Origin of the sequence: Photobacterium kasasachensis, assembly GCF_050336885.1 — a bacterium.
Lineage (GTDB): Bacteria > Pseudomonadota > Gammaproteobacteria > Enterobacterales > Vibrionaceae > Photobacterium > Photobacterium kasasachensis.
This window is the reverse complement of sequence record NZ_JAKJSH010000005.1, coordinates 415,893-431,142: the sequence shown is the minus strand read 5'-3', so window position 1 is coordinate 431,142 and position 15,250 is coordinate 415,893. Positions and strand designations below refer to the sequence as shown.

The window sequence follows — 15,250 nt, the reverse complement described above, 5'->3', positions numbered from 1 at the left end:
AAATCATGAAGCTTTACGACTATTATCGTTCTTCCGCTTCCTACCGGGTACGCATTGCCCTCAACCTCAAAGGGCTGACCTATGAGCATTGTCCGGTGTCGCTGTTGGATAACGAACAGAGCAGCACCAGTTACACGTCCCTCAATCCCAGCGCACTGGTTCCAAGCTTCGAATCGGACAGAGGGCTGCTAGGCCAGTCGATTGCCATTATGGAATACCTGGAAGACTGTTACCCCGAGCCCGCGATCTTGCCGAGTTCTCGCTGGGAGAAAGCCAAGTGCCGAGAAATATCGCTGGCAATTGCCTGTGATATTCACCCGCTGAACAACCTGCGGGTCCTGAACTACCTTCACAGTGAGTTCGGGGTACACCAAAATGAGAAAATGATTTGGTATCACCATTGGCTCAGCCAGGGATTTCAAACCCTTGAAACGCTGCTAGGTAACAGTACCCATCATTTTTGCTGTGGCGATACGCCAACCATGGCCGATATCTGCCTGCTCCCGCAAATCTACAACGCACGGCGCTTTGGGTTTGATGTTGGCCCCTACCCAACCCTGCAGCGTATTGAGCAGCACTGTCTGCACCTTGATGCGTTCGTCCGTGCCCACCCTGACGCCCAAAGTGAACAAGGAACCTCCTGATGACAGAGAACAGTGATGATCCTACTTTTCAGGTTAATTCGACGGCTCATCCGCAAATGATGTGGATGCCAGAGAAAGATCGCATTCATGACAGCCTGCTGTACCGGTTCATGGTGGATCTCAGCGAAAAAAAGAACACCTTGTACCATGATTACAACCAGCTTCATCACTGGACCATCGAACATAGCGAAGAATTTTGGGATATGCTGTGGGACTTCTGTGACGTCAGGGGCGAAAAAAACCGACCAATCACCCAATGCCCCCCTAACAGCCAGTTGCCGGCCAAAGAAACCCAATGGTTTCCTCATGCAAACCTCAACTTTGCCGATAATTTACTTAAAAACTGGAATCTTCACGCTGCCGCCGATGCCATTATCTTCCATTGCGAAGGAGCTCCCGAGCGGCGACAGCATCTCAGCTGGCAACAGCTATACCGCCAGACTTCACAAGTAGCCACTTTTATGGCTGAAAACGGGGTTAAACAAGGCGACGTCGTGGCTGCCTATATCCCCAATATTCCCCAGGCAATCGTAGCTATGCTGGCAACGACTTCATTGGGGGCAATATGGACGTCAACGTCTCCGGACTTTGGCGTGGAGAGCGTCGTTGAGCGATTCGGCCAAACAAAGCCCAAGCTATTGATCTGTGCCGATGGCTACTTCTACAACGGAAAAGTGCACAACAGTCTGGATAAAATCAGGGCGATGCTGGAAAAGCTCCCCAGTGTGAAGCAATTACTGATCATCCCCTATACGGAAGGCAGCAAGACAGAAGGTGACAATACAATAGAAAATGAAAGGGGCGCCGTTTCTCGATCTTCTGATTCTCGGCCTTCTGGCAAACAACCGGTAGCGACTGCGTGGTGGGATGATATTCTCGAGCAATACCCGGCATGCCCCCTTTCTTTCACTCAGGTACCGTTCAATCATCCGCTGTATATCCTCTACTCTTCGGGAACAACAGGACAACCCAAATGCATCGTCCACAGTACCGGCGGAACCCTGCTCAACCACCTGAAAGAGCATCAGCTCCACTGCAATCTGAAATCGGGAGACCGGCTGTTTTACTTCACCACCTGCGGCTGGATGATGTGGAACTGGATGGTCAGCGGTCTGGCATCCGGGGCCAGCCTGGTTCTCTATGATGGCTCGCCCTTCTTTCCTGATGGCAATGTATTGTGGGATATGGCTGAACAGGAATCGGTCACTCAGTTTGGTACATCGGCGAAATACCTCGAGGCACTGGAAAAACAAGGCTACCAGCCGAGAGCAAACCATGATTTATCATCACTCAATACCTTGTTCTCGACCGGTTCGGTACTGACCCCCGAACAGTTCGACTACGTCTATCAAGCGATAAAATCCGATTTACAGCTCGCGTCTATTTCCGGCGGCACTGACATCTGCGGCTGTTTTGCCATCGGGAATCCTCTCAATCCAGTCTACCGGGGAGAATGCCAAGGACGAGCACTGGGTATGGATGTGCAGGTGTTTGATGATAACGGCCGTTCACTGTTCCAGCAGCAGGGAGAGCTGGTTTGCTGCAACAGCTTCCCCAACCAGCCCGTCGGCTTTTGGAGTGACGAGGATGGCAGCCGCTATCACAAGGCCTATTGGCACACGTTCCCCAATACCTGGCACCATGGCGATTATGTCTCGCTGAGCGAAACGGGCGGAATGACCTTCTACGGCCGCTCTGATGCCGTGTTGAACCCCGGCGGTGTCCGAATTGGTACCGCCGAGATCTACCGTCAGGTAAATCCCCTCGAAGAGATCACCGACTCAGTGGTTATCGGCCAACACTGGCACAATGATGTTCGGGTGGTACTCTTTGTCCAGCTAGTAGAGGGATGCGAACTGGATGATGGACTAAAGGCAACGATTTGCCAGCGGATCAGGCAACATTGTTCGCCGCGCCATGTGCCGGCTGTCATTCTGGCAGTTAAGGATATTCCCCGTACAAAATCGGGAAAACTGGTCGAGCTGGCCGTACGCAACGTCGTCCATCACCAGCCGGTCAAGAATGTCGGGGCTCTGGCAAATCCGCAAGCCCTTGAGCAGTATAAAAATCACCCAGAGTTACAAGATGAAGCAAATTAAGTTGTCCAATCTGGCTCGGATAGGTTTATAGAATGATATGATGCCTTCATCAGGCTACAAGGAGAACTGTTACCCAAATGAAGCGCATTCCAACCAACATTATCACCGGCTTTTTAGGTGCCGGCAAAACGACTTCCATACTTTCTCTGCTGGCACGTAAGCCAGAAAATGAAAAGTGGGCGATTCTAATCAACGAGTTTGGCAATATCGGCGTTGATGGTGCGATTCTTGACCAACAAGGCGCTATCGTGAAAGAAGTCCCGGGTGGTTGCATGTGCTGTGTAGCAGGCTTGCCGATGTCCGTTGGCATTAATGCTCTCTTGGCACAAAAGCCTGACCGCCTGCTGCTCGAGCCGACCGGTCTTGGCCACCCGAAGGAAGTGATCGCCAAGCTCACTTCTGATAGCTACCGTAACTATATCGACCTGAAGGCAACCATTACTGTTGTCGATCCGCGTCATTTTTCCGATACCCAGTATACCGACAACCAAAACTTCCAGGATCAACTCGCGCTGGCAGATGTCGTTGTTGCTAACAAAATAGACCAGTGCGCTAACGAAGATCTGGCTGCTTTTGATGCATTTACCGCTAAATTCGATCCTGCAAAAGCCGTCATTGGCAAAGTTGAACAAGGTCAGCTTGACCTCGACTGGCTGGCTATCGAGCGAACTGAGCGTCAGGCACAGCACAGCCATCATCACCACAGTCACGGCGAAGCCGCGCCATTGGAAGAATTTGAACTGGCTCCCGGCGAAACCTTTGCCCGTCGCGAAAACAGCGGCCAGGGATATCGCAGCTGCGGCTGGTTCTTCGCCGCCGATCAAATTTTCGACTTTTCGAAACTCTTTACCCTGCTTTCCAATGTCAACGCCCAGCGTGTCAAAGCAGTGGTTAATACAGAGCGTGGCTGCTTTGCCTTCAACGTGGTCAACCAGGTCGTCTCTGTCAACGAGCTATCGCTGAATGGCTTCGAGTCACGGATAGAATTTATCGACAAAGAAGCACTACCGTGGGATGAGCTAGAGGAGATCCTGTGCTCTCTGGTCACGGCTCAATCATGATTTGCGACTCAAGATTTTGAATTTCATGCTAATAATGAGTATGGATAGCATTAGAATTGCAGTCGAACAGAATTAATTTGTCCATTGAAAGGCCCTGTTTGGCAATGGACCTAATCACAAGCAAGGAGCAAATATGCTAAACCCTGCTACTGCGAAAGCAGTCATTGATCATGCGCTATTCCTCGGTGCTGACTTTGCTGAACTCTTCGTTGAGCATCACCAGTCCAGTTCCGTCGAGCTTATCTCCGGCGACATTGACAAGGTAAACTCGGGTATCGACTTCGGTATCGGGATTCGCTTGTTCTTCGGTTATAAAGTGCTGTACGGCTACACCAACAGTACTGATGAAGAAGAGCTCAAGCGTGTTACCGGGCTGCTGGCAGCCAAGGACAAACGAGACCAGATTGCCAATGCGGCAGCCTTAAACCTCAGCCGCTATAGCAACAAACACCAATGCCAACAGCCACTGGCACAAGGGGCCAACCTCGAAGCAAAAATCGCTTTCCTGAGAGACACAGATCAAGCTGCCCGTGGCGAAGACGAAAAGATATCTCAATTCATCGGTCGCATTCTGCAGCGCGAGCAGCAGATCGAGATCTTTAACTCAACCGGCCTGCATATCGGCGACACACGCCACTATACACGTGTCGCTGCTACAGCTATTGCTCAGAACGGCAGTGAACAATCGACAGGCTTTGAAGCACCTGGCGCCCTGACAGGCTGGGAGTTCAATACCCGCCTTGATGCCCGCGAATTGGGCCAGCACGTTGCCAAGCAGGCAATGGTTAAGCTGTTTGCCGATAACTGCCCATCCGGCGAGATGCCCGTTATCATCGGTAACGGCTTTGGTGGCGTGATATTCCACGAAGCCTGTGGTCACCTACTTGAAACCACCTCGGTTGCTAAGAAAGCCTCGGTATTCCACGACAAGATGGGCGAAATGATCGCCAACCCAGTCGTCAATGCTGTAGATGACGGTACCATGACCAACGAGTGGGGCTCTATCAATATTGATGACGAGGGCATGGAGACTCAACGCACTCAGCTTATCAAAGACGGCAAGCTAACCAGCTTTATGGTTGACCACATGGGCTCGCTCAAGACAGGCTATGAACCAACAGGCTCTGGCCGTCGTGAATCCTACAAATACGCACCGACATCGCGGATGCGCAATACCTTCATCGAGCCAGGCGAGAGTTCGCTGGACGAAATGATCGGCAGCGTCGAGCACGGTATTTTTGCCAAGAAGATGGGCGGCGGTTCGGTTCAACCGGGAACGGGTGAATTCAACTTTGCCGTGCAGGAAGCCTACCTGATTGAAAACGGCCAAATCACCAAACCGCTGAAATCAGCCACGCTGATCAGCACCGGACCAAAAGTGCTGAAAGAAATCAGCATGGTGGGTAAGGACTTTGAATTAGCCGCCGGCATGTGCGGTTCCGTCAGCGGTTCGGTGCCGACAACTGTTGGACAGCCGGCTCTGAAGGTCGACAACATTCTCGTGGGAGGTGGCAACTAATGGCCGATCAAAACAAACTTCAACAAGCGATTGATCAGGTACTGGAGCGTGCCAGCGCAGCCGGTGCCGAAGCCGATGTTATTGCCAACTGCAGCAATAACTTCTCACTGAAAGCCAACGGCGGTGAGCTTGACGAGTACAAGGTAACGTCAGGCCAGGTCATTGGTGTTCGTGTCGTCAAAGATCAGCGTATTGCGACCTGCTATTCAGAATCACTGGAGCCAACCAGTCTGGATACCATGGTGGAGCATGCACTGCAAAACGCCCTTTACACCAAACAGGACGAACACCAGACAATCAGCTGTATCAACAGCCAGTTAACCACTGACGTTGCCGAAATCTATCAGCAGGATGAAGCAACAGTTGACGACAAAATTGAACTGGCCCTGTCACTAGAAAGTGGCGTTGTAGCCAAGCCTCATGCCAAGGCTGCTCCTTACAACGGATTCGGCGAGTCAGACAGCCAGGTCATTATTGCAAACACCCAGGGCACCTTGTGTCAGCACCAGGAACGTTCGACCTACTGTTACGCCTATACCCTTTACGAGCATGAAGACAAGCAGTCTATGCACGGTGGTATGTCATCGGGTCGACGCTTCGACGAGCTTGATCCTAACTACTGTATTAACCACGGCTATGAAACTGCCAAGGCGCTGCTGGATGGTTCACCGATTGCCACTGGTAGCTACTCGGTGATCTTTGATCTCAGCTGTCTGAGTAGCCTGTTTGGTGCATTCGGTATGTGCCTGTCTGGTCAGTCTGCGATGAAGGGCATTAACCCATGGCGTGAGGCGCTACATCAGCAGGTGGCCAGCCCGCTGTTAACCGTCTCTGACATCGCTTTCATCGAAGGCGGCTCAGCCATCAAAGCATTTGACAGCGAAGGTTATGCAACCCGAGATACCATCTTGATCGGCGAAGGCCAACTACAGAGCTTGCTGCATAACAGCCACACAGCGAGCTTCTTTGGTATCGACAACACTGCGAACGCCTCACGTTCGGCGAAAGGCGGACTGGGTGTCTCATCACGCCATACAGTGATTGCAACCGGTACCAGCTCGGATGCTGAAATCACAGCCGGAGAATATCTGGAATTAGTTGAGCTGCAGGGGGTTCACTCTGGGGCCGATGCCGTCAGCGGTGACTTCTCATTCGGAGCCAGCGGCTTCCTTTGCCGTGATGGCAAACGTATCCAGCCAGTACGTGGCATCACCGTCGCCGGCAATTTCTATCAGCTACTGAAAGAAATTGATGCCGTCGGCAATACCCTGAGCCACGACTACGAACGTGACTTTTTTGCCCCTCTAATTCGCTTCAACAAGCTAAGCATTGCCGGTAAATAAAAGACGGCAATAATAGCAGCTGACGCCAATGCGCGGAGTCAATAACAACAATGGCGAGCTCCGGCTCGCCATTCTTTTCAGTTTATCGATATTGCTAACCAATCGCTTTATCGGGATCTATCTGATAGTAAGTATTAACACTCGAGCTCGCGAGTTCAGGTTCAAGAAAATCCCTTATACTCTCGATAGAATCTGCTTCCCACATGCATTGACACATTTGTTGCTGTTCACTGACCAGGGTCGAATGGAGCCGCATCCCAGACGGTGGATGGGTTAACGCGCCGCTGGCTTTTTGCCAGAATAACTCAGGATCAGTGATTTCATGTTGAATCGCAATAAACATATCCCGCTCCCTTAGTTCTATGCAAAGTATAGCGAGGAATAAGCAAAATGGTTTAAACCAAATCATGAATTAACGATAAGGTGTTGGATCAATATTCTCAGCATTTAGACTTAATCCACACTCAATAACTAGCTCTTTATGTTTAGCCAGATTGACGACATCAACCTCGATATAGCGTTTATGCCTCATCGAATAAAAGCACTTAATAATGGGTTGAAGAAGCGATGACTCATTTGACTCCCAGACAATACCGGCTCGCCCGTCTGAAAGTTCGACAAGAGAGCCAACTGGGTAGACACCAATATTCCAGATAAACTTGTCTAACAAGTCACCATCTAATTGATGCGGCGTCATCGAACGGAGGATTTTAAACGCTGCAGCGGGGCTAAGAGGCTCTTTATAACAACGGGCTGCAGTTAATGCATCATAGATATCAACAATTGCACTCATTCTCCCAACTAAAGAGATCTCATTACCACTCAGGCCCTTGGGGTAACCACTACCGTCAAGTTTTTCATGATGAAGCAGGCTAACCTGACGACTCATCTCGGACAACCCCGACAAACTAGAGATAATGGGCTCAGACAATGTTTGATGCTGCTTTATATGTTCGAACTCCTCATCCGTTAGCCGACCCGGTTTATGCAGAATATCATCATCAACTTGGGTTTTTCCTACATCATGCAACAAACCGCCAATAGCTAACTGTTTTAGGATATGTTTATTAAATCCTAAATATCGGCCAAAGTTCACCAATAAAAAAGCAACATTTAACGAGTGTTCAAGCAAGTAGGTATCTTTATTACGTATCGCCGATACGCATTGAATGGCGTCCGGGTTACAGAGAATTGAATTAACAATACTATCTGATAGCTCCGCGACAGGACGAATATCAATATTCTTCCCTTGATATAAATTATCTATAGTTTTACTCAACAGATCCTTTGACTGTGTCACAATGGACTCCGCCCGTTTCAGCTCGACTTCAAGAGATGTAGTTTTCAATTGCTTTGTGTTGAGTTGATTTATGCTAGGGATATAATTTTTAAGATCTGACTGGTTAAAATCAACCCAAACGACTTTTATACCATTCCCTCTAATTTGAGATATCTGTTTCTCTGTATGGATTCTCCCTGGATGATTAACACGAAGGCGTCCTTTGGCATTTTCTAGTTCGACAACAAAAAGACCTTGGCAAATATCTTCAACTTTAACTGCCTGTATCATTACTCCCCCCATCCCTGAGTGGCCTTGTATAATTAATACACAACAAAATATGGCGTGATGTTAATTCATTAAACGAACTCTATTTTATTTTCATACGCTTCTTTACTCATTTTTTCTAAATAGCTAATAACCAAACTTCCCGCTTCTTCCATTTTGGCCAATAAAGTAAAAGCATCATCGATTTGCTCATTCTTGAACGCCTCTATCGCTTTAGCACCATAAAAATGGGTCTCAATATGAGGCTTTTCCAGTAACTTATAGCTTGATAGGTGAGAGAAAAACACCTTCCCATTACCTTCATAATACCACTGGCCAAGTCTGCAATGACAATGATCAACCAACTGGTTAGCATCTAACCGTGTCTCGCGAATACGCTTGTAAATGTCTATTTTCCATGAGACATGATCTAACTTAACCAGATGAATAAAGAGCTGGATGTAACTGTTTCTCACCACCTCATGTAATGTGTTTGCGTTATCGACAAAACGTGAAACCATATCTACAAGCGTATTAAGTTTTTCACCTAACAGGGAAAAATCGTTCATCACATCGTTAACACCTTTATGGCAAGATGATGTATTTACACCAACTTCTTTGACTACATCTTTAATATGCTGTGCCGAGTTCCGTGCTGTCTGCGCGAGCACCCTCACTTCATCTGCGACCACTGCAAAGCCACGTCCGTAGTCCCCTGCACGGGCTGATTCAATAGCAGCATTTAGCGCAAGCAAATTGGTCTGCTCTGAAATACTGTCGATTGACACAATATATTTTGTGATTTCATCGGCATTAAGCTTTAGCAAATTAACCTGATCTCCCACTCCGTTAACACGATCTTTTGTTGCAAGTAACGTAGTCTGGAAATGCCTTAATAACTCAATACCATCACGGGTTTCCGTTTCGTACGAATCTAAGAAAAGTTTCGTATTCTCCACAGATTCTGATATGTTTTTCCTTATAGACTCAAGTGGATGCGCGGAATCTAACACCCTAGAGAATAACCCTTCATAATAATATCTTTTCTTTATTTCAGTAGTAATATCATTTGTTAGGGCATCAATTTTATGTTTAAGTTCATCACGCTGATTATTGCATCTATCGAGTTCACTTTTTAGAGTCTCTATCTGAAACTCATAATTTCTAACATCACTGTCAAACAGAACTGAAAACATGAATAGCCATCCTTATAATAATTCGTTACAGTTCTAGCGGCTACAACAACACTAATACCAATATTGAAAATAGCAATATACTGCTCACACAACATATAACCGCAAGCTAGTTATTGACATTCAATAATGTGAAGTACTGTTCCACTAAAGCTATTGATAACAATAGCAAAACATATAATTAATATACACTTATATCAAAGATACACTGACATTATTTCGTTTTTTGTACATTACTACCAGATTCTAACTTTCTTATTGTTACTATACCTAAAGTAAGTCTTCATAAAGCCAAATATCATACAATTACTCGGATTTATTTCGCTTTAGTGTATCTTTTGGATACTCTTGAAACAGTTCGAAATACTCGCCACTAAACCGTCCGGGATTTTCAATATTCATTTGTTTTAGAGTCTGTCCAACAGATGTGCTACCAAATTTCCTTTCAAACTCAAACCGAGCGAAATTCAATCTCGCTATCAATAAATATTGCTTTGGTGAAATAGATAGCACTTTCTTAAAAGCATACTCAAGCGTTCTTGTACTACAAAAACAGTTTCTGGCGAGATCACCAACCTCAAGCTTTGATTTTATATTTAGGTTGATATAAGCAAAAGCACGCAGAATGATGACAAATCGTTTATCATAAACTAAACTCAACTCTGTATAAATATCAGACTCATCAAACAATAACTTAACATTGTTTAATATGTAGTCTTGAACCAAAACACTCATTTCCGGTGAGATTGAAATATTATACCTTAATGAGTATTCAATGATACTAATAACTCTTTTTGAAATCAGATGAGTCTTTGGCAAAATCACTTTTCTGTTTCTAATTTCACTCGATAACTTAATTATTTGACTAGCTTTTTCTTCCCCTAGGGTATCTATCAAGTATCTTCTCTTGATTAATAGGACAAAGGTTTCAACACCGGGAGGCAATACAGAAACAATTTCCTCGTTCGGTGCCACAATAAACACATCATCATAGCCTAACCTTACCCCATTTACAGTGATAGCATCATCTCTATTAAAGAAAGCAATATATAGATAATCACTAGTACATACGCCATGGTAAAGCACTTTATTATTAGTTACTTCTTTTGACACTTCCAATTTTGGAAAACTTAAAACATATCTAGATGCTTTAAACTCTCCTCTTGATAACTGACATACGACTTGATTTAATGGATCACATGAAAGGCTATATTGTTCTATTGAATCATAATTTAAATGCCGTATTTTTACCATATACTCCAAATTCTGCTATTGTTTTATGAAAGTAATTGGTAGTTGTATTACTCACTTCTCTTCCAAATGATAGTAAATAGATGTTCCATTAATTTTTTTTGCCTGATACATGGCTTTATCTACTAAATTTATGCCCATATCCAGATCCAAGTTATTCGAATCAAAAACACCAACACCTATACTTGCGTTAACATTTAGCAAGTACTCTCTTGTTTTTACTCGTTCTGAAAATACCTTTTTTATTTTATTTGTTATTGAGCTAATTGCTGAACTTTTCAGCCCTGTAAATACCATAACAAATTCATCACCACCAAATCTTGCTATACAATCATCATCTCTAATACAGTGTTTTAGTCGATGTGCGACAGTCATTAGAACTTCATCACCAACTGAATGCCCTAAGGTATCATTAAGCTTTTTAAAGTGATCAATATCGATATAGAATATAACAACGAATCCGTCAATATCTACACTATCATCTAATATCTTGGTCAGCTTATCTTTGAATATTCTTCTATTCGGCAATCTTGTCAGAGGATCTATGTTCGCTTCTATCCACAGTTTTTCTTTGTCTAACTCACGCACCCTTAGATCTCTCACAATGGCGATAAAACAACCAGAACCATTGTAATGTCCAAGAGAGATGTTAATTTCAACAGGAATCGAAGAGTTGTCTTTCTTCAAGTGTGTCGATTCTATAGTGATACTTTTTCTTTTCTCAACCAACTCAGCAATTTCATTCCATCGCCCTATTGCTCCATTTATATAGTCAATTTGAGAAAACCTCATCCTCAACATTTCATTATAGGTATACTGCAGTCGGCTAAATGCATTCCGGTTACATCCAATAATTTTCATCGAAACTGGGTTAATTATATATATGGCATCATCAGTATTAAATAATAAGGATCGAAATGTAGTTTCATCATTTTTGAACATAGATAACAATGAACTTGCTAATTTTTTTGTTATTTTTTTCACATGCTGATTTACACTATTTTTTTCAGAGCAGTTGTAACTAGTTACGTTTCTTGCAAAGAGAAGGTTCACATAAACAGCGATAGCGAAGATAAATCTGATAATGTCCATCGGAAGCTTATATGCAACACGATGCTTTGTTTTATTTTCATAAAATAACACGTCACTACCATTTTCCCAGAGAAAAAACTTAGTGATTTTCATATCAAAAATCTCCTCTCGCTAATTGTAGTTTTGCTAAATTATCATTTTTTACCCCATAAAAATGTCTCTGTTTCACTCATCCAACTATATCATCCAGGTTATTCATCATACATATTTAATTGAGAAATCAGTATTCTCATAAAGAGTTCTCTTCACATATATGTATGATAAATGTTATGTAAAGTTATTAATATTACTTTTCAATATATTGATAAATATAACTGCTAAAGTTAGGTTTATAAACAGAGAGTAGGACAAATTGCGTATATTGTACATTTTGCAATATGCAATTTATTGTATCTTTTAATGTTTGTGTATTGAGGAATGTATCGAGGATAAACAGGTGGTTTGGAGGAATAGGCTAAATAGCTAATATTTCTTATCAATGTTAGTGATAGCAAATTCGTGCATCAACATAACAAATTTTCACCTTATCTGAAATACCCTCATTGGATAGTTCATCTAGCAAAAACTTAGCAAGGTTATGCAACACGTGTGTATGAAAAAAGAAGCCTTCAGAGACTTCTTTTTAACTTTCTTAAAATAGCTTTAATTATCAAGACGTATTGGAATACTCACCCATTGTTTCTGACCTGCACTTTCGGCTGCTAGTGAGGGCTGATCAAATAACCCTGTTATTCTGTTGCCCGCAACATCTTCTAAAACAGGATCAATAACTAGCTGATACTGAGTTTGGTCCCAAGCTATATCCGGGTAAAATAACCACTTCTGTTCTTGCTCTGAAAGCTCAATACTTCCTGAAACAGTTTGCCCCTTCTGATCTTTCACTCTGATACGATATGCGAGCGAAACATGATCCATCTTGCCATTAAGTTCAATAGCCAACGCTTCGGTTGAGCCCTTATTAGGGTTATGAATAACCCACTTCTCCACATCAGGCACTTCATAATCAGCTTCTACGGCTTTAAAAGGCTTCCGGTATTCCTGTTCTAAGTGACAACCGTCTGCATCCATTGCCATAGTATCGATAACTAACTGATAGTCTTCACCGGGTATCAGAGCCCGTCCCATCGCATTATGAGCAACCAGACCTGTTTTCACACGACCCGGGTCAAACAGTAATGTCAGGCGCGAACTGTCTGTACTCCAGAGTGCAAATTTGTTATCCAAAAACACACCTTGCAGCCTTTTACCCTCCTTATCTTCTAAATAGACTGAAGATAAAATATCCTCACGCTGCATTGGCTTAGAGAAATACACATAAAATCGAAGCAGGTTCTCGGGAAGTCTATCAGCAGTCGGGTAGACTGCTGATACATGTGCCTTCTCTGCTACTGGCTCGCAGGTTGAAGCAAAAGCCGTAGATGAAAAAATACTTAACCCAATGGCCAGGCTAAACAGATAAGCAGCTCTCATATTCCTCTCCTTTAACGAACCAGGTCGCTATATCCTGCATCAGTTTTCAATAGATTCTGAAAGTTCCTGAACATTTCCTGCTCAGGAATATATTTATAGTTGGAGAAGTTATACTCACTGATAAAGTCATTCAGACGGAAGTATGCCCCTTTGCGGAACGAAACTAAGTCCATGTCACCCGTCACCAAATTTCTTTTTAACGTGGCGATGAACTGTTCATCCTGATCAGCAGCCTGAAGCACACCCGCCAGCGGTACCGGGCGCGTGGCAACACCGGCTTTAGCCCACATTTCAGGCGTAGAAAGGCCTTGCTGCTTATTAGCATTTGCGATATCTGCTACACGTATTAAATCAGCGCTGCGCTCTTTATGTAATACCAGCACATAATCTTCCATCTTCTGTTGTTCATTCTGAGCTGTAAAATGAATGACATCCAACGGTGTATTGCCATAGCCCAGCTCTGCAATAGTTTTGCCTTTTACGTGAGCACCATCGCTAAGTTTGCTTGTCGGTATCGTCACCAGTGGGGTACAGGTATAAGCAGCGACAACAGTTTCTTCTCCATCCAAATCCAATACTGTCATCGCCCGAATCGGTGCTCTTGTCTCAGTCTGGTTATGGACGGTGTGATAAATCTCGACATGTGAAGTGGTCGAGGCTTTATCAAAGGGATATGCAATCTTCCGCAACGTTGAAGAAAACTCACCAGTGGACAAACTGGATACATAAAGTGAACCATTCACATAGTCCAAATCGGTTATTCCTAATGTTGATGCGGGAATATCACGCCAGAACTTCACCCCGTCGGTTGCAGTCTTGGTTAATTTCTTTACTGTATTCGGCAGTGACTTCAAATCTACTTTGGTGATTACTCCAGCCTGGTTGGCACGAATAATAACAGGCGTCCGCTTTCCCTTTTGTTGGATCGACAAAGAAATATAGGCTTCTTTACTGACTGGATGAATCGCAATGTCATGATAGTTCAGTAAATGGCTATCCACTCCCAGCAACTTGGCGATTTGAGTGCCAGCTCCCTCAAGGTTATAACTCATTGACGTTTTCGCCGGTTTCACATCTGGCAAGTTATAGGCAAATATCTGCCCGCCATCAGAGTCGGCCACAAACAATGTGTTTTTCTCTGCAAACTCAAGAATGCTTGCTGATACAGGCTGAGCCCCCGCAATGGCTGCCTGGCTGGCAGTACCCAAAGAGAGTGCTGCTATCACGTTGAGTGCAAGTACATTTAACTTCTTCATAGGTCACCTCTTCTTTACTTGCTCTTTATCAAAACCAAACCAAAATCGTCATCTGACTTAAGTTCCAGTGAATCACCTTCAATAAGATCACCGGCTTGAACTGACACACCATTAGCCTTAGCCGTTCCCTCAGTGATCATGGCGATAAATGGCTGTTCACAGTCAACTGTCTGCCCCTTTGCAATGTAACCAACCTGACAGACCATATTGCTATGGAAGCTCTCGCCACCATTGCCACCTAATACAGTCGCAAGCTCTCCCTGTTTTAAGGCAAAATTCTGGTAGGCTGGCTCCAGCCCGGTTTCTGGTGGCAAAAACCAGATCTGCAGTATTTCAGCTTTGGTGTTATTCATACTGAACTCGGCATGTTGCATACCTGTACCTGCACGTTGAACCTGAACACCGGGACCTTCGATAACGGTCCCGTCTCCCAGGCTACCTTTATGCCCGACAGCACCGTTCAAAATAACGCTCACGATATCAACATCATTATGTGGATGGAGAGGCGCCCCTTCATTTGGCTTAAAATAGCCGCTCGCAAGGTATATAAAGTCCCCCAGACCATGGCTGATGTCTTCACGGTTCTTTGCATCTTTCCAAATCAACGGGCTCTTCACCATATGGGTTTCGACGATGCCCGCAAAACCACCCACCGGGAGATCATTACGATGGATTATGCGTAGTGGTTGTGTATTCATTTTGTGTTCTCCTTACGGCTCTTGCGCACGGTAAGCATCCGTAAATCTAGTTGAGTTTAGTCAATACCCATGGGGTTG

13 protein-coding genes and 1 pseudogene are annotated in these 15,250 nt (G+C 44.6%); 5 read left to right on the top strand and 9 right to left on the bottom strand.

The features are described 5' to 3' along the window. Positions 1-5 precede the first annotated feature (5 nt). From maiA to L4D19_RS06280, 5 genes are all read left to right on the top strand, one after another. Positions 6-644 (top strand): maleylacetoacetate isomerase, encoded by a 639-nt coding sequence (gene maiA, locus L4D19_RS06300; protein ID WP_428451721.1) that lies wholly within the window; start codon positions 6-8, stop codon positions 642-644. Next, positions 644-2,743, top strand: coding sequence for an acetoacetate--CoA ligase (locus tag L4D19_RS06295; protein WP_428451720.1), 2,100 nt, complete (start codon positions 644-646; stop codon positions 2,741-2,743). Before maiA ends, L4D19_RS06295 begins: the two co-directional genes overlap by 1 nt. 77 nt (positions 2,744-2,820) lie before the next feature. After that, complete coding sequence (locus L4D19_RS06290; protein WP_428451719.1) at positions 2,821-3,804, top strand: CobW family GTP-binding protein; 984 nt, start codon at positions 2,821-2,823, stop codon at positions 3,802-3,804. Between the two features lie 133 nt (positions 3,805-3,937). After that, positions 3,938-5,323, top strand: a complete 1,386-nt coding sequence (locus L4D19_RS06285; RefSeq protein ID WP_428451718.1) for a TldD/PmbA family protein — start codon at positions 3,938-3,940, stop codon at positions 5,321-5,323. Then, positions 5,323-6,666, top strand: coding sequence for a TldD/PmbA family protein (locus L4D19_RS06280; protein WP_428451717.1), 1,344 nt, complete (start codon positions 5,323-5,325; stop codon positions 6,664-6,666). The genes L4D19_RS06285 and L4D19_RS06280 overlap by 1 nt, the downstream gene beginning before the upstream one ends. A 94-nt stretch (positions 6,667-6,760) precedes the next feature. Here L4D19_RS06280 and L4D19_RS06275 read toward each other — a convergent pair whose 3' ends face one another. The 9 genes and pseudogenes from L4D19_RS06275 to L4D19_RS06235 form a co-directional block, all read right to left on the bottom strand. Further along, the gene (locus L4D19_RS06275) at positions 6,761-7,009 is read right to left on the bottom strand and encodes a hypothetical protein (RefSeq protein ID WP_428451716.1); all 249 of its coding nucleotides are present in this window, start codon (positions 7,007-7,009) and stop codon (positions 6,761-6,763) included. Positions 7,010-7,078: 69 nt separating this feature from the next. Beyond that, the gene (locus L4D19_RS06270; protein ID WP_428451715.1) at positions 7,079-8,236 is read right to left on the bottom strand and encodes a cyclic di-GMP phosphodiesterase; all 1,158 of its coding nucleotides are present in this window, start codon (positions 8,234-8,236) and stop codon (positions 7,079-7,081) included. A 68-nt stretch (positions 8,237-8,304) separates the two neighbouring features. Further along, on the bottom strand, positions 8,305-8,733 hold the full coding sequence (locus L4D19_RS06265) for a CZB domain-containing protein (RefSeq protein ID WP_428451976.1): 429 nt from the start codon (positions 8,731-8,733) through the stop codon (positions 8,305-8,307). A gap of 9 nt (positions 8,734-8,742) precedes the next feature. Further along, positions 8,743-9,408: pseudogene (locus L4D19_RS06260) on the bottom strand (methyl-accepting chemotaxis protein); the annotation flags it as partial. A gap of 303 nt (positions 9,409-9,711) precedes the next feature. Beyond that, positions 9,712-10,659, bottom strand: a complete 948-nt coding sequence (locus tag L4D19_RS06255; protein WP_428451714.1) for a helix-turn-helix domain-containing protein — start codon at positions 10,657-10,659, stop codon at positions 9,712-9,714. Between the two features lie 51 nt (positions 10,660-10,710). Next, positions 10,711-11,841 (bottom strand): sensor domain-containing diguanylate cyclase, encoded by a 1,131-nt coding sequence (locus L4D19_RS06250; protein WP_428451713.1) that lies wholly within the window; start codon positions 11,839-11,841, stop codon positions 10,711-10,713. A gap of 549 nt (positions 11,842-12,390) precedes the next feature. After that, positions 12,391-13,218 (bottom strand): hypothetical protein, encoded by an 828-nt coding sequence (locus tag L4D19_RS06245; protein ID WP_428451712.1) that lies wholly within the window; start codon positions 13,216-13,218, stop codon positions 12,391-12,393. A gap of 11 nt (positions 13,219-13,229) precedes the next feature. Then, positions 13,230-14,474, bottom strand: coding sequence for a hypothetical protein (locus L4D19_RS06240; protein ID WP_428451711.1), 1,245 nt, complete (start codon positions 14,472-14,474; stop codon positions 13,230-13,232). Between the two features lie 14 nt (positions 14,475-14,488). Beyond that, on the bottom strand, positions 14,489-15,172 hold the full coding sequence (locus L4D19_RS06235) for a pirin family protein (RefSeq protein WP_428451710.1): 684 nt from the start codon (positions 15,170-15,172) through the stop codon (positions 14,489-14,491). Positions 15,173-15,250: the final 78 nt, after the last annotated feature.